General features: G+C 44.5%; 30 protein-coding genes and 1 other RNA gene. 6 read left to right on the top strand and 25 right to left on the bottom strand.

Going from position 1 to position 26872, the window contains the following annotated elements; genetic code table 11:
- Window position 1 precedes the first annotated feature (1 nt).
- From QNH36_RS21065 to QNH36_RS21075, 3 genes are all read right to left on the bottom strand, one after another.
- Window positions 2–457, bottom strand: a complete 456-nt coding sequence (locus QNH36_RS21065; protein ID WP_251542932.1) for a MarR family winged helix-turn-helix transcriptional regulator — start codon at window positions 455–457, stop codon at window positions 2–4.
- Between the two features lie 416 nt (window positions 458–873).
- On the bottom strand, window positions 874–1302 hold the full coding sequence (locus QNH36_RS21070; protein WP_144477837.1) for a cell wall hydrolase: 429 nt from the start codon (window positions 1300–1302) through the stop codon (window positions 874–876).
- 76 nt (window positions 1303–1378) lie between these two features.
- Window positions 1379–1675, bottom strand: coding sequence for an inner spore coat protein YmaG (locus QNH36_RS21075; protein WP_395883517.1), 297 nt, complete (start codon window positions 1673–1675; stop codon window positions 1379–1381).
- A 227-nt stretch (window positions 1676–1902) separates the two neighbouring features.
- On the opposite strand from QNH36_RS21075, the gene QNH36_RS21080 reads away from it, so the two are divergent.
- From QNH36_RS21080 to QNH36_RS21095, 4 genes are all read left to right on the top strand, one after another.
- Entirely contained in the window at window positions 1903–2172 is a 270-nt protein-coding gene (locus QNH36_RS21080; RefSeq protein WP_144477839.1) for a spore germination protein, read from the top strand.
- Window positions 2173–2266: 94 nt separating this feature from the next.
- Window positions 2267–2509, top strand: a complete 243-nt coding sequence (locus QNH36_RS21085) for a spore germination protein (protein ID WP_144477841.1) — start codon at window positions 2267–2269, stop codon at window positions 2507–2509.
- A 24-nt stretch (window positions 2510–2533) separates the two neighbouring features.
- Window positions 2534–2974 (top strand): Hsp20/alpha crystallin family protein, encoded by a 441-nt coding sequence (locus QNH36_RS21090; protein ID WP_144477843.1) that lies wholly within the window; start codon window positions 2534–2536, stop codon window positions 2972–2974.
- A 112-nt stretch (window positions 2975–3086) separates the two neighbouring features.
- A complete protein-coding gene (locus QNH36_RS21095) occupies window positions 3087–3353 on the top strand; it encodes a DUF2188 domain-containing protein (RefSeq protein ID WP_251542936.1) in 267 nt (88 codons plus the stop codon).
- A 58-nt stretch (window positions 3354–3411) separates the two neighbouring features.
- Here QNH36_RS21095 and QNH36_RS21100 read toward each other — a convergent pair whose 3' ends face one another.
- Together QNH36_RS21100 and QNH36_RS21105 are read right to left on the bottom strand one after the other, a co-directional pair.
- Window positions 3412–3975 carry an FAD-dependent oxidoreductase gene (locus tag QNH36_RS21100; protein WP_283904125.1) on the bottom strand — a complete coding sequence of 188 codons (564 nt, stop codon included), beginning with the start codon at window positions 3973–3975 and terminating at the stop codon, window positions 3412–3414.
- A gap of 151 nt (window positions 3976–4126) precedes the next feature.
- Entirely contained in the window at window positions 4127–4558 is a 432-nt protein-coding gene (locus tag QNH36_RS21105) for a DUF2935 domain-containing protein (RefSeq protein WP_144477847.1), read from the bottom strand.
- A gap of 120 nt (window positions 4559–4678) precedes the next feature.
- Between QNH36_RS21105 and QNH36_RS21110 the strand changes: the two genes are divergently transcribed.
- The gene (locus tag QNH36_RS21110; RefSeq protein ID WP_283904126.1) at window positions 4679–5413 is read left to right on the top strand and encodes a YwaF family protein; all 735 of its coding nucleotides are present in this window, start codon (window positions 4679–4681) and stop codon (window positions 5411–5413) included.
- Between the two features lie 325 nt (window positions 5414–5738).
- On the opposite strand, the gene hpaB is transcribed toward QNH36_RS21110, so the two are convergent.
- From hpaB to QNH36_RS21150, 8 genes are all read right to left on the bottom strand, one after another.
- Entirely contained in the window at window positions 5739–7175 is a 1437-nt protein-coding gene (hpaB, locus tag QNH36_RS21115) for a 4-hydroxyphenylacetate 3-monooxygenase, oxygenase component (RefSeq protein ID WP_251542944.1), read from the bottom strand.
- Between the two features lie 172 nt (window positions 7176–7347).
- Complete coding sequence (locus QNH36_RS21120; RefSeq protein WP_283904127.1) at window positions 7348–7761, bottom strand: hypothetical protein; 414 nt, start codon at window positions 7759–7761, stop codon at window positions 7348–7350.
- A 135-nt stretch (window positions 7762–7896) separates the two neighbouring features.
- The gene (locus tag QNH36_RS21125; protein ID WP_251542946.1) at window positions 7897–8337 is read right to left on the bottom strand and encodes a GNAT family N-acetyltransferase; all 441 of its coding nucleotides are present in this window, start codon (window positions 8335–8337) and stop codon (window positions 7897–7899) included.
- Window positions 8338–8555: 218 nt separating this feature from the next.
- Window positions 8556–9719 carry a glycoside hydrolase family 25 domain-containing protein gene (locus QNH36_RS21130; protein WP_251542947.1) on the bottom strand — a complete coding sequence of 388 codons (1164 nt, stop codon included), beginning with the start codon at window positions 9717–9719 and terminating at the stop codon, window positions 8556–8558.
- 38 nt (window positions 9720–9757) lie between these two features.
- A complete protein-coding gene (locus QNH36_RS21135) occupies window positions 9758–10663 on the bottom strand; it encodes a hypothetical protein (protein WP_283904128.1) in 906 nt (301 codons plus the stop codon).
- Window positions 10664–10958: 295 nt separating this feature from the next.
- Complete coding sequence (locus QNH36_RS21140) at window positions 10959–11126, bottom strand: hypothetical protein (RefSeq protein ID WP_186326776.1); 168 nt, start codon at window positions 11124–11126, stop codon at window positions 10959–10961.
- A 428-nt stretch (window positions 11127–11554) separates the two neighbouring features.
- On the bottom strand, window positions 11555–11761 hold the full coding sequence (locus QNH36_RS21145; protein ID WP_144477860.1) for a capping complex subunit for YIEGIA: 207 nt from the start codon (window positions 11759–11761) through the stop codon (window positions 11555–11557).
- Between the two features lie 3 nt (window positions 11762–11764).
- A complete protein-coding gene (locus tag QNH36_RS21150) occupies window positions 11765–12676 on the bottom strand; it encodes a YIEGIA family protein (protein ID WP_144477862.1) in 912 nt (303 codons plus the stop codon).
- Between the two features lie 267 nt (window positions 12677–12943).
- Between QNH36_RS21150 and QNH36_RS21155 the strand changes: the two genes are divergently transcribed.
- On the top strand, window positions 12944–13351 hold the full coding sequence (locus tag QNH36_RS21155) for an LAGLIDADG family homing endonuclease (protein WP_251542953.1): 408 nt from the start codon (window positions 12944–12946) through the stop codon (window positions 13349–13351).
- Window positions 13352–13768: 417 nt separating this feature from the next.
- Here the strand turns inward: QNH36_RS21155 and ssrA are convergent.
- The 12 genes from ssrA to QNH36_RS21215 all read right to left on the bottom strand — a co-directional run bounded on the left by ssrA (window position 13769) and on the right by QNH36_RS21215 (window position 26790).
- Window positions 13769–14104, bottom strand: a transfer-messenger RNA (tmRNA) gene (gene ssrA / locus QNH36_RS21160).
- A 157-nt stretch (window positions 14105–14261) separates the two neighbouring features.
- Window positions 14262–14729 (bottom strand): SsrA-binding protein SmpB, encoded by a 468-nt coding sequence (gene smpB, locus QNH36_RS21165; protein WP_079506883.1) that lies wholly within the window; start codon window positions 14727–14729, stop codon window positions 14262–14264.
- Window positions 14730–14851: 122 nt separating this feature from the next.
- Window positions 14852–17233: a ribonuclease R gene (rnr, locus tag QNH36_RS21170; RefSeq protein WP_283904129.1), complete on the bottom strand. Its 2382-nt coding sequence runs from the start codon at window positions 17231–17233 to the stop codon at window positions 14852–14854.
- 34 nt (window positions 17234–17267) lie between these two features.
- Window positions 17268–18014, bottom strand: a complete 747-nt coding sequence (locus tag QNH36_RS21175) for an alpha/beta hydrolase (RefSeq protein WP_144477868.1) — start codon at window positions 18012–18014, stop codon at window positions 17268–17270.
- A gap of 166 nt (window positions 18015–18180) precedes the next feature.
- A complete protein-coding gene (secG, locus tag QNH36_RS21180; protein ID WP_144477870.1) occupies window positions 18181–18414 on the bottom strand; it encodes a preprotein translocase subunit SecG in 234 nt (77 codons plus the stop codon).
- Window positions 18415–18540: 126 nt separating this feature from the next.
- Window positions 18541–19290 (bottom strand): polysaccharide deacetylase family protein, encoded by a 750-nt coding sequence (locus QNH36_RS21185; RefSeq protein ID WP_251542956.1) that lies wholly within the window; start codon window positions 19288–19290, stop codon window positions 18541–18543.
- Between the two features lie 341 nt (window positions 19291–19631).
- Window positions 19632–20930, bottom strand: a complete 1299-nt coding sequence (gene eno / locus QNH36_RS21190) for a phosphopyruvate hydratase (protein WP_251542958.1) — start codon at window positions 20928–20930, stop codon at window positions 19632–19634.
- Between the two features lie 18 nt (window positions 20931–20948).
- The gene (gene gpmI, locus QNH36_RS21195; protein WP_283904130.1) at window positions 20949–22490 is read right to left on the bottom strand and encodes a 2,3-bisphosphoglycerate-independent phosphoglycerate mutase; all 1542 of its coding nucleotides are present in this window, start codon (window positions 22488–22490) and stop codon (window positions 20949–20951) included.
- Window positions 22483–23244 carry a triose-phosphate isomerase gene (tpiA, locus tag QNH36_RS21200; RefSeq protein ID WP_144477876.1) on the bottom strand — a complete coding sequence of 254 codons (762 nt, stop codon included), beginning with the start codon at window positions 23242–23244 and terminating at the stop codon, window positions 22483–22485. Before tpiA ends, gpmI begins: the two co-directional genes overlap by 8 nt.
- Window positions 23245–23392: 148 nt before the next feature.
- The gene (locus QNH36_RS21205; protein WP_251542960.1) at window positions 23393–24577 is read right to left on the bottom strand and encodes a phosphoglycerate kinase; all 1185 of its coding nucleotides are present in this window, start codon (window positions 24575–24577) and stop codon (window positions 23393–23395) included.
- A gap of 129 nt (window positions 24578–24706) precedes the next feature.
- The gene (gap, locus tag QNH36_RS21210) at window positions 24707–25714 is read right to left on the bottom strand and encodes a type I glyceraldehyde-3-phosphate dehydrogenase (RefSeq protein ID WP_079506865.1); all 1008 of its coding nucleotides are present in this window, start codon (window positions 25712–25714) and stop codon (window positions 24707–24709) included.
- 50 nt (window positions 25715–25764) lie between these two features.
- Window positions 25765–26790 carry a sugar-binding transcriptional regulator gene (locus QNH36_RS21215; RefSeq protein ID WP_283904131.1) on the bottom strand — a complete coding sequence of 342 codons (1026 nt, stop codon included), beginning with the start codon at window positions 26788–26790 and terminating at the stop codon, window positions 25765–25767.
- Between the last annotated feature and the right edge of the window lie 82 nt (window positions 26791–26872).

Below are 26872 nucleotides of genomic sequence, written 5' to 3' on the forward strand. Positions count from 1 at the left end.
TTTATTCCACCCTGCTCTTTCTTTCTATTAAAATTTCATTTAGTTTGTCGTACGTCTTAAGGAACTGGATGATTTCATCCTGATCGAACTTGGTAATAATCGATTCCACCAGGGCCTGGATCCGCTCCTCCGTTTTTTGGAACAGTTCATTTCCCTTGTCAGTCAAAGTCAGATAGACCAATCGACGGTCATTTTCATCCCTTGTTCTTAGGATAAGCCCCTTTTCCCACAAACGCGTGATGATGGCGGTGATCGCACTTTTTTTGACATCGAAAACTTCAGCCAGCTCCGATGATGTACATGAACCCACTTTGTTGATGTAGCGCAATGTATAGTGCTGATCGTTCGTCAGGTCCGAACCGATTTCTTCCTTGACCATCCCCTCGGCAATCTTGTTCACCGAAAAGGAAACATGGATATAGTGATCCACTAAATCCTTGACAGATTTATCATACATATTTATGTAGACACCTCGCCTTAAAGTCATTCTATAATTTAATAGTTAAACTGTTTAACTATTAAGCTATTTAACTTTAATCCCATTTCATTTTGCTGTCAAGAACAAAAAGCGCAAGCGCCTTGGTCAGCCCCGACAAGCGCTGGAGGGCCTGACAGTGAAGTCGTTCTTTGACTTCATTGGCAGGACCGAAATCGAAAAGTATAGCCGACTGCCCAGAAACGCAGAAACTGGAGACTCCGACAAAGAAGCGCTTTTTGCTTCTGCCGGCGGAGTTGAAGTTTCGGAGTTTCTAGGAGGCGACACTAGACAAGCGTCTCGAGGGGCTAGGCGCTGGAGCTGGATTATTCTCAAAGTGAATTTTATACTTTCTTATCTCACAAAAAAATGACTGCCAAAATAAAATTGGCAGAACATCAAAATGTATTATAGATGTTTTCACACTCTTCTCCTGTAGGCTCATAGAAACAGTGCAGCTTAAAACGGCCGGCGAGCGGCTGGTTGTACCAGGTAGAAGGACAATCGCCCGGCGGCCGGAAATACCAGAGTGCGAATTTGGACGGCCATAGACGTTCGCCTTTCACAGCCCGTCTCGCAAGCCTCTTTTCCACTTCCCTGGCTCTCTGGTAAAAATAGCCCTTCTGGACAGCTTCAAATGCGTGTTCCTGATAAATCATCTGCGGAATCGTCCTTAATCCGATAAAGTCAGAACAATTACCCCGGATTCGGTTGATTCCTACGTTTCCGATCATCAGCATTCCCTGCTGGCCTTCCCCCTCACCCTCTGCCCTCAGAAGTCTCGCCAACAAACTGATATCCGCCTCTGTATGCTTCACAACTGCCATGGCAAAACCTCCGCTGTTTAATATTACATCTTATTTTCGGAAGGCTTGTGCTATCACATAATATTGTTTATCTCTGTCACCAAAAATATGGAGCATAGTATGGGTATGGCGCATAATATGGGTAACCAAATCCATATCCATACCCATAGAACGGACTGAACAGTGCTGCACCAAGCAATCCAGTGGCTAACCCTCCTAAAAATGGACCCCCGAAAAATGGTCCTCCCCAAAACGGTCTTCCGAAAAATGGCCTCCCAAAAAATGGCCTTCCGAAGCCAAACGGCCTGCCAAAGCCAAATCGGCCAAACCTTAGGTCATTTTGATTGAATGGCACCTGGCTGATTACACTTGAATACTGATTAGAAGCATCCATTGTATTACCTCCTCTTTATTTCATGAATAGCTAAAATATCCCTTTTCCCAAAAGGTTACTAAAGATTATGCAGAAGCACAGAAATTTCCTGGGTATTTATCCATATCCAAAAGAATTTCATAGGTATTTGTCCATTATTCGAGAAGAGCAGCTTCCCGTAATATCAAAGAACATTTGGGCCAAAGACTGCATATAGTACCTCAAAGACGGAATAAGGATGAAAAGCTATGCCAGTCACGATTAACCTCTTTTATTTCAAAGTTAACAGCGTTTCGGGAAATGGATCCATCACCATTGGCTCAGCCATCCATAACAGCCATACAGCAAATGATAAGTCCCAGGGAATGAATTCTTCATTTGGTGATGCATCACCAACAGAAGCATTGATGGATAATGTCTATATTGATCCGGATTTAAATGATCAAGCTGCGATTGCGACAGCTGACTCCACCTATCAGGGCGTCCCTCTGGCCCCGGTTGATGAACCCATCATTTAGTCTCTTTTTTACTAAAATGGTGGGTTCGTGTAAAAAAAGAATTTCAAAATGCAACATGCTTGTGCAGCATTTAGTACTGATAAGGAGGTTTTCGATGCCTTACCAAATTAATATTTTTAATATCAAAGTCAATGGAATCACTCAAAACGGAAACCTGGATGTTGGACCAACAGTCCATAATAGCCACACGGCAAACAGCAAGAACTTCGGCGTCAATTTTTCTCTCGGTGATTTCTCACCATCATCTTCTTTACAGAATACCGGGATTTTTGATCCGGATGTCAGCGATCAGGATCAGATTGCCAACCCTTCTGCTCCGATTGCGAATCAAATTTAAAACCTTCATTGGGAGGGCCATGACATGGATATGGAGAAAGTGAAAATGTGGCTCGAGCTGACGAATAAATACCAAAAAGATGACTTTTGGCGTGGATTATTCAATCATGGTATCCCGGAGAGAATGGTTCATGCTGATGATTTCCCTCTATATGATATTTATAAAAATGATTCCGCCATCTGCCTGATCCTTGAGGTTCCTGGTTTAAGCAGGAGCGATCTCTCAGTGGCTCTAAGACAGGGAGATACTCTGGTGGTGAAGGGTATTTCAAGAACCTTGTTCCCTGCTGATATGGAGGTGAAAAGGGAAAGATTTTATGGTGAATTCGAGCGCCTGATCCCGCTTCCCGAACCTACCGAGACAAGGTTCATTCAATCTACCTTCCAAGATGGGATTTTACAGGTGACCTACCCACGGCAGACTGCTGGAACGGCAGACAGACAGGAAGATAACAGGATCCTCTGAGGATGATTCACCAAAAATATCCATACTGTCCAGGCGCGTTTTTGATCGTTTTTTGCGGGTAAAGTCTTAATACCTTTTCCAGGTGCAAACAAAAAACCAAGGAGGGATTAAGATGGCTCAAAACAAGAATGATGATATGGAACGTGATGAATATTTCGAGGACCGAGCCGGAACAGATGAAGCAAGATTCCATGCCGTGCCCCATGACAAAGAGGGGTGGGCTGTCAAAAAAGAGGGACAAGATGACCCTGAACTTACCACTGGTTCAAGATCAGAGGCTGTGAATGAAGCCAAGCGTATGGCTGAGGAGGCCGGCACAATGGCATATATTCACAATGAAGACGGGAAGATCGAGGATCAGTTTAATTATAGCAACTAGAGTTGCTGAACCTTTACCAGAATAAAAGCCTTGCAGATTCCTGCAAGGCTTCAACTATTTATGCTTTCAGAACATCATGGTCTACATAGCGCTCGCCATTCAGCTCGCTGATGACGTTGATGGCTACCTTCGCGCCGTCGCCAGCTGTGATGATTGTGTGCATGCTGACCCCTGCGCAAGTGCCTGCAGCCCAAACACCTTCAACATTTGTTTTTCCGGCAGCATCGACGTCAAAAATCGTCTTGATTCTTGGCTCTGTGCCACCTTTTGTTGCAAGGCCAGATGCTTCAGCTACATCAGTCATCATGCCAGAAGCGATAATGACATGCTTTGCTTCATACTCGCCGTTTTCAGTCACGACTTTAACGCCGCTGTCTGTTTTGCTTACAGAAGTCACAGTCGTTTCAACAAACTCAGCACCGAATTTTTTGGCTTGCTTGATGCCTGTCTCTACCAAGTCAGGACCTGCAATTTCAGGTGCGCCATAGTGGTTCTCCATCCATGCACGCTTCGTTACGCTTTTATTGTTGTCCAGCACAACTGTTTTCTTGCCAGCCTTTGCTGCGAAAATCGCTGCGCTTCCGCCTGCAGGACCCGCGCCGATAATTGCTACATCATACATAGGAAAATTCCTCCTTTTCTTTATTTCAACATAATCATAACAGACTTCTTTCTATTAGCGAAAGTTTTAAAACTAGGAGGTTGGTCTCAGCATTTTATAAACAATGAGAGATAAAAAATCAGCCATTCACTGGCTGATTTTAGATATGCTATTAAGTTGTCTGCTGATACAGAAGTGCCTGGGCAATCCCCACAAAATATTCTGACTCACGGATGATATGATCCAATACCACTTTTGCTGTTGGATTCCTTTTAACAGCTTCACTTTCTGTTTTGATTTGTTCACACAATTGAATGAATTCGAGGCTTTGCTGTAAATAGAAGGAGGTTAGTTTCAGTACATGCTGATGCAGCTGGGCAGGTATGTAATTGCCCGTCCTCGTCACCGTCTCTATGAATCTCAAAACTTGATGGCGGGTCTCCCCCAATACCTTTTCCCATTCTTTCAGGGCATCCACATACTCCTGTTCTAAATCAGGTGTCAGCTCGCGGATTACGACGGTATGCTCCTCCTCCTGATGCTTCCAGAACTCGGCTTCATCCAAGATCCTCAAGGGCATCTGTTGTCCATAGTAAAATTGCATAAACCCACCCTCCTCAAACTGTAATCGTATGAAATGTATGTTTTTCAACTGATATATATGTCATCTGATAATATGATAAAGTAAGGATATGGAAATCTTTTTTCGAAGGGCGGCAGAATTATGAAGGGGTTTTTTGAACCGGGAACGGAAACTGTTTTTCAGTTGTTTTCAAGCGTCCACCTTTTGACACTCACTGCTTTCTTTATAATGATCATACTGCTCTTCTTGTTCCGGGAGCCTTTACGGAAACACGGGATCAATCGTGCTGCCCGTATCGGATTATTCGTGGTGCTTATAGCCTCCGAAGTAAGCCTGCAAATATGGCTTTGGTGGAGCGGACACTGGAACTATCAGTATTCATTGCCACTTCACTTAAGCAGTATTTCCCTCATTCTCTCTGCCATATTGCTATTAAACAAGAGATATGCACTGTTTGAATTCACTTATTTTGTCGGCGTCGGCAGTGCATTGCAGGCCATGATCACACCAGACATCAGCCTATACACCTTTCCCCATTACCGATATATCCATTTCTTCGTTTCACACGGGGGAACGGTCGTAGCCAATCTGTTCATGATATTTGTGGCAGGTTACCGGCCGACTGGAAAGTCCATTTGGAAAGCATTTCTCTGGTTGAACGTCTATACGCTCATAATTTTCGGCGTCAACTTCCTGATTGAAGGCAACTATATGTACATCTCCGAAAAGCCAGTCAATCCATCGATCATTGATTTTCTTGGACCATGGCCATGGTATATCCTTTCCCTGGAGATAATTGCGCTGATCACCTTCGTGATTTTGTATTTCCCGTTCTGGGTTGCCAGACGCATGAATCAGGAAAAACAGCATAATTGACTTTGGGAACATTATTGCATTCTGCACCAAGATTTTTTTAAGATGAAGGCTCTGTTAAACAAGACTGTTGATTTTCGTTCCAGGCGCTTCGCTTTCCGCGGGGCTGGCGCTGAGCCTCCTCGTCGCTTTGCTCCTGCGGGGTCTCACCTGACCAGCTGCGCCCGCAGGAGTCTACGCGCCCTCCACTACAATCAACAGGTGTGTAAAAACAACATTGGGCTTCAACAGAGCCAAGATGAAAGAAATGTTATTTACAAAAGCCAATCCATGCCAAAAACAGCAAAAAGCCCGGAGAATAATCTCCGGACTTTACATTTTCTATCATTCAACTTTTCAATAAATCGTTGACCAAATCCACCGCTGGTTTCTTGTCATACTGATTGTACAACCCGACTGAAATCCGGGCCGGATCGCCGAAAAAGAATCGCTCGTAGATGGTTTCTCTTCCCGCAAAAGCGCTTGAGCACATATCCCATGCCAATCTGAACAATTGAACTCTTTCCTTCGCTTCGGTATCTGCTCCCTGCAAATACAGGTCCAGGTCACTTCTTAGATCCGATTTAAAATCATTGCTTGTCGGAATGGTGATGGTTCCACTGGCCCCCAGCAGCTGAAGGATTTCTACGAATCTTGGATAAAACTTTGGAAACATAAGACTTGCAACAGTAAGAGGGCTCGCATCCGGTACCATCAAGCCGGAACTATTTTCCCTCGCCTGCATTTCTGAGGATAATAGCAGCCCTTTCATCATTTCCACACCACATATAATTTCACTGATTTTTTCTTTTACATGCTGATATTCGCCAATCCCGATCGTTTCCGTAATTAATTGGGCAGTTCCCAGGAACAGCCTGGATTTCGTAAGCTGCCTTGATAATGTCTGATGAACCAGGAAGGTATTGAAATTGGTTTCGTTGAACAGATTCATGGCTGCATTAATATCTTTATATAAAAAAACTCTTTCCCACGGCACAAAGGTGTTATCGAAAATCACAATCGTATCCATTTCTTCAAATCGTGACCCCAGTGGATGGTCAAAGTGGGAGTCGTTATAGACAAAAGATTCCCTGCAGACAAACTTTAAGTTTTCTGTGCTGCTCGGAATCGAAAAGGCATATACATAATCCTCTTCGATGAATTTCCCGCCGGCCGGCAAAACCATCAGTTCATCTGTGATGCCTCCTTGTGTAGCCAATAACCTGGCACCCTTAATGAAAATCCCGTCAGCTGTCTCCTTGACAACTCGGGCAGAAATTGGCTGCTCCTTCTCTTCAAAATACGCGAGCGAACGATTCACCTGCGGCGTGACATACGTATGGGAAAAGGTAAGGTCATTCTCTCTTGCCTTTTCATAAAGACACGTCACATTCCTGCCTAATTTATTTTTCCCTTCAAAGACATGTGCTGAAGCACCAAGAGCCATTAAGGCTGTATTCATGTAATCAGGGGTCCTCCCCATCATTCCGCCAGTCAGCTTTGCCCACTCCCCGGCAGCAAGCCTCCTGAGTTCCAGGTCTTCTTTTTTGAGGGGGGGATGAAAAGACCGGCCAACCCGGTTTCCCGTTGTAGGCGATTTATAGGTCATCAGAGGCAAATTTTCCTCTTCCAGCTGAAAATCATACAAGCGGGCCTTACTATTGATCACTCCCTTAAAGGCAGGATGTGCTACGATGTCCCCCGTGACTTTCTGTCCATCAAACCAAATATTGCTTTGCAAATTACCGATTCTTTCTTTCAACTGTGTTCCATTGATTGCAGGCATATCCCCACTCCTGACTTTCCCTTGCTTTTTACCGTCATGCCTATATCTATTCATGTTTTTCTGCAGTATTGCATGGTTTATTTTAAAGAAGTTCATGAGGTTATACGCAAAGTATCAAGCAATGTGAAAAAGGCCATGAAAAAAGACCTCCTTTGAGGCCTTTTTTCACTAGTTAGAATTTAGAGAGAGCTTTATTAGCATTTTCCGGATAGCCAGAGCCGAATGAATCTAAATTTGAATTTCCGTAGAATGGATAGCCATCTGCTTGGTATCCAACGCCGCCTGGTGCCATTGGGTAGCCGGTTCCAGCCGGACCTGGATAGCCTGCTGCCCCCACTCCTGGATAACCGCCATAACCACCTGGGTAGCCACCGAATCCTGGTCCAGGATATCCACCAGGGGGGAAGTAGCCTCCTCCTGGAAATCCTGCTCCCGGATATCCGAATGGTGGGGGCGGCAAGGGACGGGGAGCTGCCAAAGCCCCGCCAAGGAATCCACCCGCTAAACCGCCTAAAAACGGCAACCAGCCAAGACCAGCGCCAAATCTATAATCATTTCGTTGATAACCATTTACATATGGATGCATATTTAAAAACCTCCTCTTTTCCATGTTTATGCATGTTCCGCCGATTTTGTCTGGGCCCAGCTCTGCCAAACCTTGATTCTAAACGGCAATGATGGAACAGTAGGAGATCAATCCTATGACCAGATGCTGCATGGATTATTGGATGTTCAATTCCATTACCGTCGAAATAGGTTTAAACCCTAAGCTTTCACAAAGTATTCTGGATGGATTTCCGTTGAACACATTAAGCTGGATCGTCCTGATTCCAAGCGCCTTAAACTCATTAATCGCGGCTACCGTAAGTTCCCGGGCGACACCGGACTTTCTGTACTTTGGGAATACGTATACACTTAGCAAATTTCCCATGACCTGGCTCTTCGCAGGATTCAAGTCTGTAACCAGGAGAATCCATCCCCTCAGCTGGCTTTGTTCTATATCGATGAGAAAATAGCCTCCATTTTGAATTACGGGCATAAATAGGTTATACGCATTCTGCACACTATTTTCAGCATATCCCATCGAGCTTTCCTTCATCACTTTCCCGGACAGCTGAATAAGATGGTTCGCCTCTTCCTGAGTTGCTCTTCTGATTGCCATTCAACATACCTCGATTCAAAAATATTATGTTTTAATATATAGCAAAACCACGAAACGAGTGTTTGTCATGGTGTACAGAAAATAAAAAGACAAGCTATAGTGGGAGTTTGAAACGGCCTATTAATTTACAAAAGCCCGCTATCGAAGCAGAACAGCAAAAAGCCTAACTTTCCCCTTAAGGAAAAGTCAGGCTTAGGGTTTTGAAAGATTTATAGGTCTTAAGGAAGTTTCCAGGCTACATTATAGTCATTTTCCCCGCCATAATACTGCCAGATTTGTGCCTTTTCGGTTGTTCCCGGGAAATTGCCCCAGTCTGGATTGCTGATTGTTAAATCTTCAGGAATGTCACCCGGGTAATAGGCCACCCAGTAAGCTCCCGGAGTGCTTGGCGAAAATTCCCCCATTGAAACTTCCCAGCTCCATTTTGAGGAATAGGTACCAGGCTTAACGCCTTCCCCATATTGATTCAGATAATTGACAAAAGCGGTATAGATCGCCTGATTGTTCGCATAGTCATATTCTTTCGTACCAGTTGATGCTGGTTCAACATCAATAAAGATAACAGGTCTTACTTTCGAACCATAGACGCTTTTCATAGCTTCATAGGTTTCAAGTGCCAATTTTGCCTGCTGCGCTCCCCATTCACTTGCAGAGATACCCGCAGGTGCCTGTTGCATACCAGTTAAAAACCAGTAACCATAAACATATGCAGCTTCCTCTGCTCTGGCACTGCTGAAGAATTTCCCGCTGCCTGTGCCTGCGTCAAATTGAACGACGCTTCCATATCCCAACTTTCCAAGATAAAAATCATTGCCAGCAGGATTAGGTATAGACGTAGCTGAATCAGTTCCATAATAATATTCCGTTTGAACTTCAGGTTCGGTCTTTTCTTCTGATGGGCTGTTAGAGAAAATCGCTGAATTTGCGGCAGCATGCGATCTTGCCGTTTCACTTGCATGCAAACCTGCCTGCGATTTGCTGATTTTATTTTCTTTCTTTAGCTGGGCTTCAGCGTTATTAGACTGTGAAGGCTCTACAATCTTTTCTTCTGTTTCAGGCTGGGTATCAGCTTCAGGCTTTGCTTCTGCCTCTGGCGCAGTTACCTCTGGTTTGGCTTCTGCTTTAGATGCAGTTACCTCCGGCTTTGTTTCTTCTTTAGGCTGGACAGTAAGCTCGGCCTTTTTAGGAGTTGCTGAAGTCACAGAGGTTGCTTTTTCACGTCCCTGGAGATTCTGTGGACCGTCTGCTTGAACAGCTTTTACAGGTTCTGTTCTTGCATGATCAGGTGCAGCAGCTTCAGTGAAATTGCCTCCAGAAATAATACCAAATGACAATACTGTGGTTGCGACGAAAGTTTTTACCAGTTTCTTTATATTTTTCATTCTCATTTTGCTCCCTTTTACTATGTTTTTTTAGCTAATTAAGCAGTAAACATTAAGAAAAAAGGAGCTGCCTTCGGCGGTGGTGAAGGTGGAGCATTAATCCATTGATGAAAGTAATAAGCATGGCAGGAATTATGGATACGGGCATGATTTCCACCAAAGTAATCATTCCATTCAAGCAAACCTGCAATGAAGCTTATAGTGCCTGACCCCGAGCTTATTTGCTCATTTGATTGTCCTCCAGGCGTTTGCGTTCGTTGTGGAGAATTACTTATGATTTCAATGAATCTAGGATTCTTTTTATCTCCAGAAGGAGTTTCGTGTTTGCCCTCTATTAAAGGTTCCTTCGCCAAACGAAGAGTACTGCGTTTTTTTTTTGAAAAAGAAGGCTTTACATTTTTTGAAGAAATCTCTGGCTTGGCATCGGTTCCGCCTTGAATGTGGCTGTATTCATCTGCCTCGTAAAACCTTTTACTTGGAGCTTGAACCTTTGACGCTTTAGCAGACTCAGCAGTGACAACTTTTGGCTTTGCCTGAATCGGTGCCTGTCCTTTCCGCATTACAGCAGATTCAGGAGGTTTCCCAGCCTTTATCTTGTTTTTAATAGAAGGAATAACCTTTTCATTACTCCTATCCGTCTTGTCCGGTAACTTTTGAACAGATTTAATCGATTGGGTTGGCTGGGAATCAGGCTTCTGAACTGGTATCTGGACAGGTTTCTGACCCGCCTGTTCCGGCTTCTTTTTTACTCTATCAGGATTAACGGGGATTTCTTTATTCGTGGCCTCTGGAGAATCTGCTTTACGTATAACTTGAGTATGTACTTCAGATTTTTGAGTCACCGGCTGACCGGCTGAACCATTTTTCTCAGCAAATGCATTATCCGGAAAGAAAGAGGCCGCCCCTAAAAATACACCCATTAGAATAACATGCCGGATGCGCACTATCTCACCCCCTTTCAGAAGCAGGGATTCATCACTTCCATGGAGAGGATTCGACATTAACTTTGGATTTTCGACGGTTGCTTTTCCTTTAAACTAAAAGAGTTCTTTTAACCCAATTAATCCCTATGATTGACTAAGTCTAATTACCTTTAATCAAAGAGTTCGTTTTTCGACTATTTTTTTAAAAAAATAAAAAAGCAGATTTTCGAGTTGGAAAATCTGCTCATAGGACCCCTTTAAAATAAATTATCTTTTTCAGGAAATTAAGGCTGCCCATTATTAGACAGCCTTATTGTTATTTGATTTTATCGTTGGATTTCATTTTTTCATCCAATTCTTTTAATTCTTTATCTGACTTTTTCTTTAATAGATAGATAACGCCAATAGCCAAAATGGACAAAATAGAATACACAATAATTGTTGGCATAAGCTCCATCAAGTTAAAACCTAATATAAATTGCATGTATATCACTCCCGAATTGTTTTCTTAGCGACTATTCACGCCAGGTCTTTTATTACCTGTCTATTTTTTCGGTACCAAATAAACATTCCTGCACGAAGTAAACTTTATAAAATCCAATCGCTGGCAAGGCAATATTAAATACTCTTTTGGCTTTTATTGGAATTTGCAAAGCTTTATCTTCTTTCAGGAACAGTTTAATATGTCTGGTACTGTTTGCAAGCGACCTATATAATTTACTAGGAATGGCTATTACCCATTACATGTTCATGAATTCATATATTAAAAATCTTATATTCTCATTGAATCTCTGTCAAATTTCCACTTTTTAGAATTGATTTCTTACGAGTTTGTCCAGTACTCATAAAAACAAAAGAAGCCCTTCTGAATTCAGAAAGGCTGCCCTTATGCCTAGGAGGAGTCAATTAAAATTAAACTCTCAACACTAAATAATCTCCACTTTTCATCTGAACGACATCAGCTTTCATTGCTTTAGCCACGTCCTGAACCATCAACTTCTGCTGTTCTTCATTCTCAGCTAACAGGGTAAGCTGGCTGCCCCCCAGTATTCTTTCCTTGTTTAAAGTGACAAATGCCAGGATCTCATAGCCTGGTCTCTCTGAAGATTCTCTTCCCATTGTTTATTCCTTTCCGACAAGGTTTGTTTTCATGACTGTATGGCTTTTTTTCGTACTTTCAAGCAAAGGAGTCTTTTTGACAGCTTCAATCAGCTTATCCTTGTCTTTAATGATTGGAACGAGTGTCACAACAATCCTTCCTTTTTCATATTCCTTCCTTGTAAAATGATATCTCTTTACCCCCAGGGCCCTTGTTGCTTCAAAAAGTGCAGCCTGCCTTTGTCCATAGTTGTCCAAAGCGATCCGAAAATGTTCCTCGTGAGGATAAATGACCACAGCCATACCTTCGTTTTCAAACATTTTAGCGGCATTTTCCGTTCCAAGCTGATTTGTCACATATATACCATCCACAAACAATTCCGATCCTTTCACTTCAATCTTTCCTTCTTCTACTTCAGCAACATCACCAATTGTTTTTCCTTTTGAAAATCTTTTTAATATGTAAAATCCTATTGCACCGACAATTGTACCCGAAATGATATTGACCAATTTCGACTCACTGTCCACAATTTGAATAGTGAGAGCCGTCAAAAAAGAAACAATCAGAGAAAAATAATTTCTTGCTTCGAATGTCTTTGCTATTCCGTCGATATACGCATCTCCACGATAAGCATACTCGGTGTTTTCTACATCTTTCAAACTTTCCCTTTCAGACTTCCTTACATCCCGGAACTGTTGGATGGCAAGTGTCAGGAATGTAACTGCGACAAAGTTTTTGGTCATTAACGCCGGAATGGCAACTGCACCAAGGGCAGCAGCAACAAACCCAGTAACCAGATGGATCATATAGCCATTCGGATAGCTGGGGTATTGTCTGAAGTCTTCTTTAATTGCCAGAACCCGAGCCAATGTTCCAACGCAAATAGCCGTAATAATCATAACGATATGCTCTGATGATATCATACCTTCTTTCATGGCTACCTCCTTCATTTATCAGCAGTCATTCCCATTTAGTTTTAGAAAAATACATAAGCAAGTCCAGGTTGAGAGAGATAAATCAAACACAGACCTATAGCATAAGAGGAAGGAAAGGATATATGGAAAACCCGAGCTTCTTTAACGTCATGGGTAAGAAACTAAATCCTATTCTATAAATGAAATGCAAATCAAAAACTTTCGATATGGGCAATTAAAGTTTATAATCAACACAAGAACATACGTTCCTTAAAAGGAGGAAGGAGAATGGAGATTTGGGAAGCTAGCTATATTGCTGGCATTATAGATGGAGAAGGCAGCATAACATTAACAAGAATGCACCAGCACGAACATCGGCGGCCGATGATCACCATTCCATCGACAGATAAAGAACTTTTGGTGTATATCCATTCTATAATTGGAGGAGTTATTAGTAATAAGAAAAATTATAAACCTGATACCCATAAGAACTCTTATACATTGAGCATAAAGAATAAAATTGACGTATTGTCCACTTTAAGACACATCTACCCCTTTTTAAGAATTGAACGGAAACGGCTCCGTGCTCAATGGATATTGGAGCATTATGAGTCGGTTACACCCCGAAACGGAAAGTATAAACCGGAAATGTTAGTAGCTAAAAAGGCATTCGAGGATTCTTTCTTTACTATTTAAGCAATAATTTATGATTGTTAGTAATTCGCTTAGTTTACTATTAATGATTCATTATTAACTCCCAAATAAAAAACATCAGCCGAAAGCTGATGTTATACAGTCAAAATAAAAATCCACCAACATATGTATTGGTGGAGACGGTGGGACGTGCTATTCCATGCTTTCGTCATGGCACTGACTATATCTTGAACCTGCATCTGCAGGTCCTCCGGCGTCTTATGCGAGATGTAGTTTTATCCGGATTCCCGGATCGATCACGCATCCTAGTACTGCCAGGATGGCAGCCTATAAGTCGATACATGGCTGTTGGATTGCTCCACATACCACTCGGCATTGCCTTATCGCTATTCACGACTTAGGTTTCACCGATAAAGCCGGATTTTCACTTGCATGTTGCCACGCAAGGCGACTAATTACTAATCGAACCCACGTCCAAAGATATTGGCACTTAAGCTTCTACGAGTGTAGTCGGCATATTGGCGATTCGCTGGTCCTTTTGCCTACCGACAGGCGGCCGGCCAGCTAGCCTGGTTGTTCTCTTCCTTCATCCTCAGGCGGTGGAATCCGGCGTAGCCCACTTAGAGTGAGTCCGCTACCCTACCACATGGGCGATGGAGGGGCGAACCGCTATGCAGTATTAAGCTGCGAAAGCGAAGTTGTTGTTTTGTTTGCCAGTTATAGGCGTTGACGTTTTTACGAGGCCGATCCCCTCGACTCGCCACTTAAGCTCAAACTACCCCTGTCGAATCCGTAACGTCCCCATATAAAAGGTTGCTGTATCTGTGATACAGACGTTAGGAGAACTCGGTTAAGCCGAGCAAAAGTTATGTTGTCACTCGCTGGTGACAGTTATTATTATAACACACTGAGGACTTTTTTCAACTGGTACACTCTTCCTCAGCTGACAAGCTTACATTTTCTGGCGCTCACGGAATGCACGCTCAATGTCGCGGCCTGCTTCCTTCTTCTTCAGTGTTTCACGCTTGTCGTAGTTCTTTTTACCCTTACCAAGACCGATTAAAACCTTCGCGAAACCATTCTTCAGATAAATCTTCAATGGCACAAGCGCATAGCCTGCTTCCTTTGTTTCCCCAATCAGCTGGTTGATCTGGCGTTTGTGGAGCAGAAGCTTCCTTGTGCGAAGCGGATCATGGTTATAACGGTTTCCCTGTTCATATGGGCTGATGTGCAGATTGTATAAGAATAGCTCACCATTATGGACTTTTGCGTATGAATCCTTCAGCTGGACACGTCCGTTGCGGATTGATTTGATCTCTGTTCCCTGGAGGACGACTCCGGCCTCATACGTTTCTTCGATGAAATAGTCATGGTTCGCTTTTTTATTTTGCGCGACGACTTTTCCCTCACCTTTTGGCATAAAAACTTCCCCCTTCTATGTTCTCTCATTTTAGCAAATAAAGCCTTCTCCTACAACGAAAAGCGCAAGGCTGGAGGGCAATAAAGAGCCCCTTCATCAGGAGCTCTCATTTCACGCCTTGCCTATTTTCTCTTCTTCGATTTGCGTTTTGCGGCTGGAGCATTCTCGAAGAATTTCTTCTTCTTGCTCTTTGGCTTTGAACCGGTGCTTGAGCCTGAGCCGTTTCTGCCGCCACCTGAACCTCTGCCTCCCGAGCTTCTGCCTCCGCGCTTGCCTTCTTCCTCTTTTCCTCGGCGCGGTTTTTTCTCGCTGCTGCCTGTCTTGAAGATCTTTGGCTGTGCCGGGCGCTCACGTCTTGGTGTACCCTTCATGCCGACGATTTCAAAATCAATGGAGCGTTCATCCTTGTTTACCTTGATGACTCGGACAGTAATTTCATCGCCGATTCGGAAGACATTGCCTGTTCGCTCACCAATCATCGCCAGGTGGCGTTCATCATAGCGGTAATAATCATCCGTCATGTAGCTGACATGAACAAGACCCTCGATGGTGTTAGGCAGCTCGACAAACATACCAAAATTCGTAACGGAGCTGATGATTCCATCATATTCAGTTCCAACCTTGTCTTCCATGTACTCCGCTTTCTTCAGCTCATCTGTTTCACGTTCCGCTTCGACCGCCCGGCGTTCCATATTGGAAGAGTGCTCGGCAATATCCGGCAGCATCGCATTCCATTTTTCCTTCGTTGCCTGATCGAGTTTGCCCTCGATTAAATAAGTCCTGATCAAACGGTGGACAATTAAGTCAGGATAACGGCGGATCGGCGATGTGAAGTGCGTGTAATAGTCTGTAGAAAGTCCAAAGTGTCCAAGGCTTTCAGGATAATATTTGGCCTGCTGCATCGAACGGAGCATGACAGTTGATACAACCATTTCCTCGGGTTTTCCCTGAACCTCTTCAATGATTTCCTGGAGCGCCCTTGGATGTACTCCATTTGCAGAACCTCTTACAAGGTAACCAAAGTTGGTAATGAAATCGAAAAATTTTCTCAATTTATCCTCTTTAGGATCTTCATGGATACGATAGATGAATGGCACTTCAAGCCAGTGGAAATGCTCTGCAACCGTTTCGTTCGCAGCAAGCATGAATTCCTCGATCAGCTTTTCAGCAACCGAGCGTTCGCGTATCACAACATCAGTTGGATGGCCTTCTTCATCGACCAGTACCTTTGATTCTTTAAAATCAAAGTCGATTGCCCCGCGAGCCATCCTCTTTTTACGAAGTATAGCTGCTAGTTCTTCCATCAATTCGAACATCGGTACCAAAGACTCATAACGTGAGCGGGTTTCTTCGTCCTTATCAACGAGGATACGATTTACATCAAAATACGTCATCCGCTCAGTCGTCTTAATGACACTTTGATAGATTTCATGGTCTACGACCTGGCCTTCAGGTGTGATTTCCATATTACATGACAAGGTCAGGCGATCCACTTTCGGATTCAGCGAGCAAATACCATTTGATAAACGGTGCGGAATCATTGGGATTACCCGGTCGACCAAATAAACACTTGTCGCACGGTCTTCTGCTTCACGGTCAATTGGTGAATCCTCGGTTACATAGTAAGTAACATCTGCGATATGAACACCAAGTTTATAGTTGCCGTTTTCAAGCCTTGTTACCTGGACTGCATCGTCAAGGTCCTTGGCATCTGCGCCGTCTATCGTAACAATGACTTCATTGCGAAGGTCACGGCGGTTTGCGATTTCACTCTCATTGATTTGGTCTGGAGCATTATTCGCCTGCTCCATAACTTCGTCTGGGAATTCCATCGGCAGTCCATGTTTGTGGATGACAGAAAGGATATCGACACCGGGGTCATTTTTATGGCCAAGAATCGCGGTGACTTCTCCCTCTGCACTTTTGCGTCCTTCAGGGTAGCTCGTCAGTTTTACGACAACCTTATGCCCTTCGACTGCCCCCATGCCGGCTTCCTTAGGAATAAAGATATCACTTGTGAATTTCTTATCGTCAGGAATGACAAAACCAAAGTGTTTGCTTTCTGTATAAGTGCCGACAATTTGCGATACTCCTCTTTCAAGGATGCGCACTACTGTCCCTTCACGGCGCTGGCCAGAACTGTCTGACGATACGCGGACAAGGACTGTGTCACCGTTCATCGCATTACTCGTTTCATTCGGGGGAATGAAGATGTCATCCATTCCTTGCTCTTCTGTTATGACAAAAGCAAATCCCTTGGCATGTGCGCTGAAACGGCCGCGCACTAGATTCATTTTTTCCGGAAGGCCGTACCGGTCACTTCGGGTCCTGACTACGAGGCCCTTTTCTTCCATGACCACAAGCGCTTTGACAAAATCCTTGAATGTCGAGGAGTCCTCGATTCCAAAGGCATTCTCAAGCTCCTGTACGGTAAGCGGCTTGTAGGCTTCATCCTTCATATAATGCAACAGCCTGTCTATATGGCCTTTAATATTCTCATCCATATGAATCCCTCCTTCTATTTAGGGTTCTTTTCCTTTATTCTTTCCAATCTAACGACTCAAGAAACTCATAAACATCTTCATGCAGCTGGTCACGTTCTTTATCAAGCGTGATGACATGTCCTGATTCTTCATACCACTTGAGTTTTTTATGTTCAGACTCGATGCTATCGTGAATGATGTTCGCGCTGTCAGGATCGATGATTACGTCATTGCGCGCCTGGACAACAAATGTCGGAGCATAAATCAAGTCGATGCTTCCGCGGACCTCTTTGATCAATTCCTGAAGGTCTTTCAAGGTGGACATGGATTTTTGTTCGAGTTCCTTTACCTCCGCCTCGATTTGCTCTTCCGGCTTGCCTTCCATCCGCTTGTATTCCCGCGCATACTCAAGCACGCCCCGGTACATCAACTCTTCTGTCTTAAGATGCATCGGTGCGCACATTGGCACGATTCCCTTTAGCGGCTTTGTATATCCAAGCTTCAGGGACAGGACGCCTCCCAGTGATAATCCGGCAACCGCTATTTCCTCATATCCTTCACTCTTGAGGAATTCATATCCGTCAAGCGCGTCCTGCCACCAATCTGCAGGTCCAGTATGTATAAGTTCTTCAGGCGGTACCCCATGTCCTTTAAAAACTGGTGCATGGCTCGTATAACCTTTTCCTTCTAAAAATCGTCCCAGCATCCTGACGTCCGCTGAGTTGCCGGTAAATCCATGGAGCAGTAATACCGCTCTTTTTCCAGCTTTAAATGTAAATGGTCTTGGCACTAACTTTCTCATTTTCCTACTCCCTCTATCTGATTTCTTTCTTAGTTTTAACAAACATGCTTGTAACATTCAATTAAAAGCCTTTATATATGTAAATACCCATATTCAGTATAAATATGTGAGGTTTTTTGCACACAATAAAACCCGGCCTCTTGTGGAAGCCGGGTCATTGTTTGTATTATAGTTTGAAATAAGTAACGGCAATAGTCAGGACGAAAAATAGTACAGATAGAACAACCGTGACTCGGTGAAGGACTAAATCCAGACCCCTTGCCTTCTGCTTACCAAACAATTGCTCAGCGCCGCCGGAAATCGCACCAGATAGACCAGCACTCTTGCCTGACTGAAGAAGAACAACCGCAATTAGCCCAAGGCTCACAATCACTAAAAGAACGGTTAAAAATGTATGCATGACGTACCTCCCGATAAAACTGCTAACAGTATTTTAAATTTATCACATTTTCGGGAATGAAACAATACTTGTCCGAATTGTTGTGAATTTTATTGGGCACGTACATGTCACACTTGTCCATTCCGGCTAGTTTATTGAAGCTGGAAGCAGCGAATTCGATCTGTACAGCAGATCGGAAACGGTCGTGCATTGGTATCCATTCTTATATAAAATCTCGAGGATGTCCTCAACCGCCTTCACCGTTTGTGAACGGTCTCCGCCAGCATCATGAAAAATAATCACATCACCTGGCCGAGCATCGGAAACGACATTCTGTGTGATCTTCGCTGCTCCCGGCCTGCTCCAATCCCGGGTTTCCTGATGCCATGACCAAAGGATGACATTGTAGCCGCCCTTAATCGCCGTATCGACGATTTCCTTGTCATAATAGCCGGCAATCGGCCTGAACAGAGTGGGCGATGTTCCAGTCAGGCTTTCGATGATTTCCGAGTTTTTAGCGAGTTCTTTTTTCAACATTGCCGGGGAATAGCCGTCCCGGAAATGATGCCGATAGGTGTGATTGCCGATTTCGTGCCCCTCTGCAGCCTGGCGTTTCACGATCTCCGGATATCTTTCCGCCTCCTCGCCAATCACGAAAAACGTCGCCTTGGCCTTGTATTTTTTCAGAGCATCAAGGATTTGCGGAGTATAGGTAGGATCCGGCCCGTCATCAAACGTAAATGCCACAAGCTTCTCCTCTACCGGGATATCCCAGAATACGTGACCCGTCTTTTCGAACTTCTCTCTTTTTATAGAGGATGGAGTGGCAGATGCAGGCATGACATTATATAGTGTAAAAACCATCAACAAGACAGCAGCCAGGGTAACCCTCTTCATATGAATCCGCTCCAATCATCATTTAATGAGTTTTTATCTATTATTGTGCGGATTTACTAGCGAGTTTATTTCCTGAGAATGATTCCATGTTTTGTCTATCCATTCAATTAGACCTCTACGGGAAACTTTTCCAGGTTCTCCTCTTCTATTTGTCCGTTAGAGCCCTTCTATCGGACACTTTTTCGGGGTTCTCTTCTTCTATTTGTCCATTAGAGACCTTCTATCGGACACTTTTCGCGTTTCTTCTCTTCTAATTGTCCATTAGCGGCTCAAAAAAAAACGCCGGCAGCATCGTCATGCTACCGGCGTTCGGTTTTAGGGGGAATGAATCCCTCGTTAGATTACTTCTTTAGGTTGTAGAAAGATTTGATTCCATTGAAACGAGCTGTTTCACCAAGCTGGTCTTCGATGCGAAGAAGCTGGTTGTACTTCGCTACGCGGTCTGTACGTGATGGAGCACCAGTCTTGATTTGGCCAGCGTTTGTTGCAACAGCGATGTCAGCGATTGTTGAATCTTCTGTTTCACCAGAACGGTGAGAGATAACTGCAGTGTAGCCTGCGCGCTTAGCCATTTCGATTGCATCGAAAGTTTCTGTCAAAGTACCTATTTGGTTAACTTTGATCAGGATTGAGTTTCCAACGCCCTGCTCGATACCTTGAGCAAGCTTTTTAGTGTTTGTAACGAACAGGTCGTCACCAACAAGCTGAACTTTTCCGCCAAGGCGCTCAGTCAATAGCTTGTGGCCTTCCCAGTCGTTTTCATCCAAACCGTCTTCGATTGAGATGATTGGATATTTAGAAGCCATTTCTTCGTACCAATCAACCATTTCTGCAGAAGTTTTAACAACGCCTTCTCCAGAAAGGTGGTATTTGCCATCTTCTTTGTTGTAGAACTCAGAAGATGCAGCATCCATAGCAAGCATTACTTGCTCGCCTGGCTTGTAGCCTGCTTTTTCGATAGCTGTCACGATTGTTTGAAGAGCTTCTTCGTTTGAACCAAGGTTTGGAGCAAATCCGCCTTCGTCACCAACAGCTGTGTTCAAGCCTTTTTCCTTAAGTACAGACTTCAGGCTGTGGAAAATTTCAGCACCCATGCGAAGTGCTTCACGGAAGTTTTCAGCGCCAACAGGCATTACCATGAATTCCTGGATGTCCACGTTGTTGTCAGCGTGCTCGCCGCCGTTCACGATGTTCATCATTGGAACTGGAAGCTGCTTGGAGTTGAATCCGCCAAGATATTGATACAAAGGAAGGTCAAGATAGTCTGCAGCAGCGTGTGCAACAGCCATGGACACGCCAAGGATTGCGTTAGCGCCTAGCTTGCCTTTGTTTTCAGTACCATCTAATTCGATCAGAGCCTCGTCGATACCGATTTGGTCAAGAACGTTGAATTCTTCGCCAACAAGGAAAGGAGCGATGATTTCGTTCACATTTTCAACTGCTTTCAGAACACCTTTTCCAAGGTAGCGGCCTTTGTCGCCGTCACGAAGTTCAACTGCTTCGTATTCACCAGTTGAAGCACCACTTGGAACTAGTGCGCGTCCGAAAGCACCTGATTCTGTAAAAACTTCTACCTCAACTGTTGGGTTTCCTCGGGAATCCAATACTTCACGTGCGTATACGTCTGTAATAAATGGCATAAGTATCTCTCCTTATAATTAAAGTTTTTTGATTAAAGTTTTTCCAGTCATTTCAGCTGGCTGGTTCAGTCCCAGTAATTCAAGCATTGTCGGAGCAAGGTCGCCGAGAATTCCGTCTTCACGAAGCTCCACGCCTTCCTTGGTCACAATGACTGGAACCGGGTTAGTAGTATGAGCGGTCATCGGATTGCCTTCAAGGGTAACAACCTCATCAGCGTTTCCGTGGTCAGCAGTGATGATCGCTGTTCCGCCTTTAGAAACAATCAGGTCAACGATGCGTCCGAGGCACTCGTCAACTGTTTCAACTGCCTTTATGGTTGGCTCAAGCATGCCAGAATGTCCTACCATGTCCGGGTTCGCAAAGTTCAAGAGAATCGCATCGAAGTTATCTGCTTCGATTTCTTTGATCAATGCATCTGTCACTTCGTAGGCACTCATTTCAGGCTTAAGGTCATATGTCGCAACCTTTGGCGAGTTGATCAGGATCCGCTGCTCGCCCGGGAATTCCTTCTCACGGCCGCCGCTCATGAAGAACGTTACATGCGGATACTTTTCTGTTTCAGCGATGCGAAGCTGAGTCATGCCAGCCTGGGAAATCACTTCACCAATAGTGTTATCCAAGTTGGTAGGCTCGAACGCCACATAACCGTCAACCGACTCACTGAAGTGTGTCAAGCACACAAAGTGAAGGTTCTCAGGATGGCCTTCGCCGCGATCGAATGAACGGAAGTCTTTATTTGTAAAAGTGTTCGAAATCTGGATTGCACGGTCCGGACGGAAGTTGTAAAAAATCACAGCATCGTCGTTTTTAACCGTCGCAACTGGTGAGCCATCTTTCTTAACAAGGACAGATGGAACAACGAATTCATCAAAGATTCCATTTTGATAGTTATCTTCAATGAGTTCCATTGGGTTCGAATACGTAGGTCCGTCGCCATACACCATTGAGCGGTAAGATTTCTCCACACGCTCCCAGCGCTTGTCGCGGTCCATTGAATAGTATCGCCCGGAAATCGTTGCAAATTCACCTACTCCGATTTCACTCATTTTTTCAAGAGTTTGTTTGATATAGCCTGGTGCAGTTTGCGGTCCAACATCACGGCCGTCAAGGAATCCGTGTACATAAACCTTTGTCAGGCCTTCATCAGCCGCAAGCTTTAAAAGAGCAAACATATGCTCAATATGGCTGTGCACGCCGCCGTCAGACAGCAGCCCCATCAGGTGAAGGGCAGTGCCTTTTTCCTTTGCATGCTTGATCGCTGCAAGGAGGGTTTCATTTTTTTCAAATTCACCTTCACGGATGGAAATGTTCACACGTGTAAGGCTCTGGTAAACGATTCGGCCGGCACCGATGTTCAGGTGGCCTACCTCAGAGTTTCCCATTTGGCCCTCTGGAAGACCGACCGCTTCACCGCTTGCCGTTAAGTTCGCGTGCGGGAAACTGTTCCAATAGCGGTCAAAATTTGGCTTTTTCGCTTGTGCAACGGCATTGCCTTTAGACTCAGGCCGGCATGCAAAGCCATCCAGAATGATTAATGCTGTTGGTGACTTTTTACTCATTCGTACCTGCCTCCAATAGCTGCAAGAAGGAATCTGTCTCAAGGCTTGCTCCGCCGACCAATGCGCCGTCGATGTCAGGCTGGGACATGTATTCCTTGATGTTAGCTGGCTTTACGCTTCCGCCGTACTGAATACGGACCGCTTCAGCCACTTCTGGTGAAAATTGCTCTGCAACCACTTTGCGGATGTGCGAGCAAGTTTCGTTCGCATCTTCAGCTGTGGAAGATTTGCCTGTTCCGATTGCCCAGATAGGCTCGTAGGCGATGACCGTTTGTTTAACCTGCTCCTCAGTAAGTCCGTTAAGCGCAGCTTTGATCTGGCCGCCGACAAACTCATTTGTTTCGCCGTTCTCACGCTGTTCAAGCGTTTCGCCACAGCAGACGATTGGAGTCAGATTATATTTGAATGCAGACAATGTCTTCTTGTTAACTGTGTCATCAGTCTCGTTGAACATTTCACGGCGTTCAGAGTGTCCGATAATCACGTATTTCGCACCGATATCCTGCAATGCTTTCGGGCTGACTTCGCCTGTAAAAGCACCGTTTTCTTCAAAGTGCATGTTTTGTGCGCCAATTTCAAGATCTGATTCCTGTGTTAATTCAACGAGCTGTCCAAGGAACAGAGCAGGAGCACATACAACGGATTCTACCTTGTCCTTTGAAGGAACAAGTCCGCTTACTTTTTCGATGAAATCTTTAGCTTCAGGCAGCGTTTTATGCATTTTCCAGTTACCTGCAATGATTGGTTTTCGCATGCTGACACTTCCTTTCATGATTGCTGTTTACACAGCGTTTGCAACTTTAAAATTACCCTCCGGATGTTGGGTCTTACATTGCGGGCGGGGCATCAGTCATCAGGATCCGCACCCTTACACTTCTGCAGCACCGCTCCGAAATAAAATTTTACTTATCGTTCAATGCGACTACTCCTGGCAGCTGCTTGCCTTCCATGAATTCAAGTGAAGCGCCGCCGCCTGTGGAGATGTGGCTCATTTTTTCAGCCAGTCCGAACTTCTCGACTGCTGCTGCAGAGTCGCCCCCGCCGATGACTGAATATGTATCGCTTGCATCGGCTAATGCTTGTGCTACTGCTTTTGTTCCTTCTGCGAACTTATCGATTTCGAATACACCCATTGGTCCGTTCCAGATAACCAGTTTGGACTTCTGGATGACATCGCGGTAAGTTTCAGCTGTCTTCGGTCCGATATCAAGAGCTTCCCAGTCTGCAGGAATTTCTTCGATTGCTACGACCTTTGTATTTGCATCCGCAGAAAAATCATCGGCAACGATTGCGTCAACCGGCATGTAGAAGTTCACGCCTTTTGCCTTTGCTTTTTCCATGAAGCTTTTAGCCAATTCAATTTTATCTTCTTCTAAAAGAGATTTGCCGATTTCGTGGCCCTGTGCTTTTACGAATGTATAAGCAAGTCCGCCGCCGATGATCAGGTTATCTACTTTTTCCAACAGGTTATCGATGACGCCGATTTTGTCTTTTACCTTCGCGCCGCCAATGATCGCTGTGAAAGGACGCTCTGGGTTTGACAATGCTTTTCCAAGTACTTCAAGCTCTTTTTCCATCAGGAAGCCAGAGACAGCTGGAATGTACTTTGCGATGCCTTCTGTTGAAGCATGTGCACGGTGTGCAGCTCCGAATGCATCGTTTACGTATACATCTGCAAGCTCTGCAAATGCTTTTGCAAGTTCAGGATCATTCTTCTCTTCGCCTGGATAGAAACGGACATTCTCAAGAAGCAGGACATCGCCCTCGTTCATGCTGTCGATTTCAGATTTTACAGAGTCGCCGTAAGCTTCATCTGTTTTCTTAACATCCTTGCCTAGCAGCTCAGACAAACGCTTTGCTACTGGAGTCAAACGCAATTCTTCAACAGCCTGCCCTTTTGGACGGCCAAGGTGGCTTGCAAGAAGGACTTTTGCACCCTGATCAACAAGGTACTTGATTGTTGGCAGCGCTGCACGGATCCTTGTTTCATCCGTAACCTGTCCATCCTTCATCGGCACGTTGAAATCAACGCGGCAAAAAACTCGTTTTCCTTTTACATCCACATCTTTTACTGTCTTTTTGTTCAAGGCTAGAGACCTCCTTTAAAATAGCGCATATGCGCGATTAAGCAGAAAAAGAGGAGAGGGAATTTACCCCGCTCCCCTTTTCATCCCACTACATTATAGTCGTAAATGGATGGTTAATCCAATATTTGCTTACAGACCTTTTTTAGCGATGAAATCAACCAGGTCAACTACACGGTTAGAGTAGCCAGACTCGTTGTCATACCAAGAGATAACTTTTACCATGCTGCCTTCCATAACCATTGTTGAAAGTGCATCGATTGTAGAAGAGTTTGCACAGCCATTGTAGTCGCTAGATACTAGTGGCTCTTCGCTGTATCCAAGGATACCTTTAAGCTCGTTTTCAGATGCTTTCTTGAATGCAGCATTGATTTCTTCAACTGTTACGTCTTTTTCAAGCTCAGCAACAAGGTCAACTAGTGAAACGTTTGGAGTTGGAACACGCATTGCTCCACCGTTCAATTTGCCTTTAAGTTCAGGCAATACTAGTGAAACTGCTTTTGCAGCACCAGTTGTTGTAGGAATAATGTTTTCCGCAGCTGCACGCGCACGACGGTAGTCTTTGTGCGGAAGGTCAAGAATTTGCTGGTCATTTGTGTATGAGTGAACAGTTGTCATCATACCGCGCTTGATTCCGAAGTTGTCGTTCAGAACTTTCGCAAATGGAGCCAGGCAGTTTGTTGTACAAGATGCATTAGAGATTACGTGGTGGTTAGCTGCATCGTACTTGTCATCGTTAACACCCATAACGATTGTGATATCTTCGTCAGATGCCGGAGCAGAAATGATGACTTTCTTTGCGCCTGCTTCAAGGTGTTTAGCAGCGTCAGCACGCTTTGTGAAACGGCCAGTAGATTCTACTACTACTTCTACGCCAAGGTCGCCCCAGCCAAGTTGAGCTGGATCTCTTTCAGCAAGTACTTTCACTTTGTGGCCGTCAACTACAAGGTAGTCACCGTCAACTGTGATTTCTTCGTTCAATGTTCCGTGAACTGTATCATATTTTAAAAGGTGAGCAAGCATGTTTGCATCAGTTAAATCGTTAACTGCAACTACTTCCACATTAGGGTTCTTCAATGCCGCGCGGAAAACTACGCGTCCAATACGTCCAAATCCGTTAATACCAACTTTTACTGCCATGAGTATTTCCTCCTTTGATTCCTATAAAAGGTGTTGTTTATATTAAGGTGTTACCCTTGTAACAATGTTTTAGCGGCTCCTTCATCCGTGACCAGGATGGTCGAGGAAGGCGCCTGTTTCATATAGGCCCTGATCGCCTTTGCCTTTGACTGTCCGCCGGCAACCGCGATGATATTGCCTATATTTGCGAGATCATCCAGCTGAAGGCCAATCGTCAGCACTTTGTGGACGATTTCACCCTCTTCATTGAAATAATAGCCAAAAGCCTCGCCGACTGCTTTTCCATCAAGGATTTTCTGCAAATCCTCAGGGCTGGTATTACGGCGTTCCGCCATTGTAATAGCGTCTCCAATACCATGTAAAACCATGCTCGCTGATTTAACCAAATTCCATACTTCATAAATCAGCGGTTCTTTGATGAAGGACTTGTAAACTTCGGTGCTGACTTGGTCCGGTACATAAAAGACCCGGTTGCGGGAATTCGTATTATCCGCCATGATCGCGCAAACCGTGTTTGCCTGATTCTTGACGTCCTCGCCGATTCCGCCCCTTGCCGGCACGAAAACTAAATCCTTTTCGCCAAAGTCGGGAGTAAGGCTTTCCGCCACAGCCGCCATAGTCGATCCTCCTGTTACCGCAATGACATCCTTGCTTTTTAGGAGCTCTTTCATACTATTGGCTGTCGCACGCCCCAGCTCGCTTTTCACCCATGGCGACTTGTCGCTGTCCCCCGGGACAACTATGACCCTTCGAATGCCCATGCGCTTTTCGAGCTGATGCTCTAATGTGTTTATACCCATTATGTCCCGCATTACTCTATCAAGACTTTCCAGTATATCTTTTCCCTCTTTGGTCAACGTCATTCCCGAAACCGACATCGAGATTAGATCCTGGTCTTTCAAAAACTCCACCTCGGAACGCAAAACCCGTTCAGTCAAATTCAGGCTGACCGAAAGATTTCTCCTGCCAACAGGCTGCATCACGTTTATGTATTGGAGGATGAGGTATCGTTTTTGCATAACTTGCAATAAATCGGGCAATATTCTTTTTTGAATATCAATGAGCGAAAAGTCCATGTTGATATTCTCCTTTATAAGTGATGGACGTTAAATGTCCCGCCAAGACATATTATGTCCCACTCGCGGTAAAAAAAATCAC

The organism is Mesobacillus sp. AQ2, assembly GCF_030122805.1.
Taxonomy (GTDB): domain Bacteria; phylum Bacillota; class Bacilli; order Bacillales; family Cytobacillaceae; genus Mesobacillus; species Mesobacillus oceanisediminis_A.

Coding starts and splice junctions, on each gene's coding strand:
- QNH36_RS21080 (WP_144477839.1), top strand. CDS start 1,903: ATGCCAGTCACGATTAACCTCTTTTATTTCAAAGTTAACAGCGTTTCG.
- QNH36_RS21145 (WP_144477860.1), bottom strand. CDS start 11,761: ATGGGAAGAGAATCTTCAGAGAGACCAGGCTATGAGATCCTGGCATTT.
- QNH36_RS21075 (WP_395883517.1), bottom strand. CDS start 1,675: ATGGATGCTTCTAATCAGTATTCAAGTGTAATCAGCCAGGTGCCATTC.
- hpaB (WP_251542944.1), bottom strand. CDS start 7,175: ATGCCTGCAATCAATGGAACACAGTTGAAAGAAAGAATCGGTAATTTG.
- rnr (WP_283904129.1), bottom strand. CDS start 17,233: ATGGATGAGAATATTAAAGGCCATATAGACAGGCTGTTGCATTATATG.
- gpmI (WP_283904130.1), bottom strand. CDS start 22,490: ATGAGTAAAAAGTCACCAACAGCATTAATCATTCTGGATGGCTTTGCA.
- QNH36_RS21120 (WP_283904127.1), bottom strand. CDS start 7,761: ATGCATCCATATGTAAATGGTTATCAACGAAATGATTATAGATTTGGC.
- tpiA (WP_144477876.1), bottom strand. CDS start 23,244: ATGCGAAAACCAATCATTGCAGGTAACTGGAAAATGCATAAAACGCTG.
- secG (WP_144477870.1), bottom strand. CDS start 18,414: ATGCATACATTTTTAACCGTTCTTTTAGTGATTGTGAGCCTTGGGCTA.
- smpB (WP_079506883.1), bottom strand. CDS start 14,729: ATGCCAAAAGGTGAGGGAAAAGTCGTCGCGCAAAATAAAAAAGCGAAC.
- QNH36_RS21125 (WP_251542946.1), bottom strand. CDS start 8,337: ATGGCAATCAGAAGAGCAACTCAGGAAGAGGCGAACCATCTTATTCAG.
- QNH36_RS21100 (WP_283904125.1), bottom strand. CDS start 3,975: ATGTATGATGTAGCAATTATCGGCGCGGGTCCTGCAGGCGGAAGCGCA.
- QNH36_RS21110 (WP_283904126.1), top strand. CDS start 4,679: ATGAAGGGGTTTTTTGAACCGGGAACGGAAACTGTTTTTCAGTTGTTT.
- QNH36_RS21185 (WP_251542956.1), bottom strand. CDS start 19,290: ATGAAGAGGGTTACCCTGGCTGCTGTCTTGTTGATGGTTTTTACACTA.
- QNH36_RS21130 (WP_251542947.1), bottom strand. CDS start 9,719: ATGAAAAATATAAAGAAACTGGTAAAAACTTTCGTCGCAACCACAGTA.
- QNH36_RS21090 (WP_144477843.1), top strand. CDS start 2,534: ATGGATATGGAGAAAGTGAAAATGTGGCTCGAGCTGACGAATAAATAC.
- QNH36_RS21105 (WP_144477847.1), bottom strand. CDS start 4,558: ATGCAATTTTACTATGGACAACAGATGCCCTTGAGGATCTTGGATGAA.
- QNH36_RS21065 (WP_251542932.1), bottom strand. CDS start 457: ATGTATGATAAATCTGTCAAGGATTTAGTGGATCACTATATCCATGTT.
- QNH36_RS21140 (WP_186326776.1), bottom strand. CDS start 11,126: ATGCAATTTATATTAGGTTTTAACTTGATGGAGCTTATGCCAACAATT.
- QNH36_RS21150 (WP_144477862.1), bottom strand. CDS start 12,676: ATGAAAGAAGGTATGATATCATCAGAGCATATCGTTATGATTATTACG.
- QNH36_RS21085 (WP_144477841.1), top strand. CDS start 2,267: ATGCCTTACCAAATTAATATTTTTAATATCAAAGTCAATGGAATCACT.
- QNH36_RS21215 (WP_283904131.1), bottom strand. CDS start 26,790: ATGGACTTTTCGCTCATTGATATTCAAAAAAGAATATTGCCCGATTTA.
- QNH36_RS21095 (WP_251542936.1), top strand. CDS start 3,087: ATGGCTCAAAACAAGAATGATGATATGGAACGTGATGAATATTTCGAG.
- gap (WP_079506865.1), bottom strand. CDS start 25,714: ATGGCAGTAAAAGTTGGTATTAACGGATTTGGACGTATTGGACGCGTA.
- eno (WP_251542958.1), bottom strand. CDS start 20,930: ATGCCATTTATTACAGACGTATACGCACGTGAAGTATTGGATTCCCGA.
- QNH36_RS21155 (WP_251542953.1), top strand. CDS start 12,944: ATGGAGATTTGGGAAGCTAGCTATATTGCTGGCATTATAGATGGAGAA.
- QNH36_RS21070 (WP_144477837.1), bottom strand. CDS start 1,302: ATGGCAGTTGTGAAGCATACAGAGGCGGATATCAGTTTGTTGGCGAGA.
- QNH36_RS21175 (WP_144477868.1), bottom strand. CDS start 18,014: ATGAGAAAGTTAGTGCCAAGACCATTTACATTTAAAGCTGGAAAAAGA.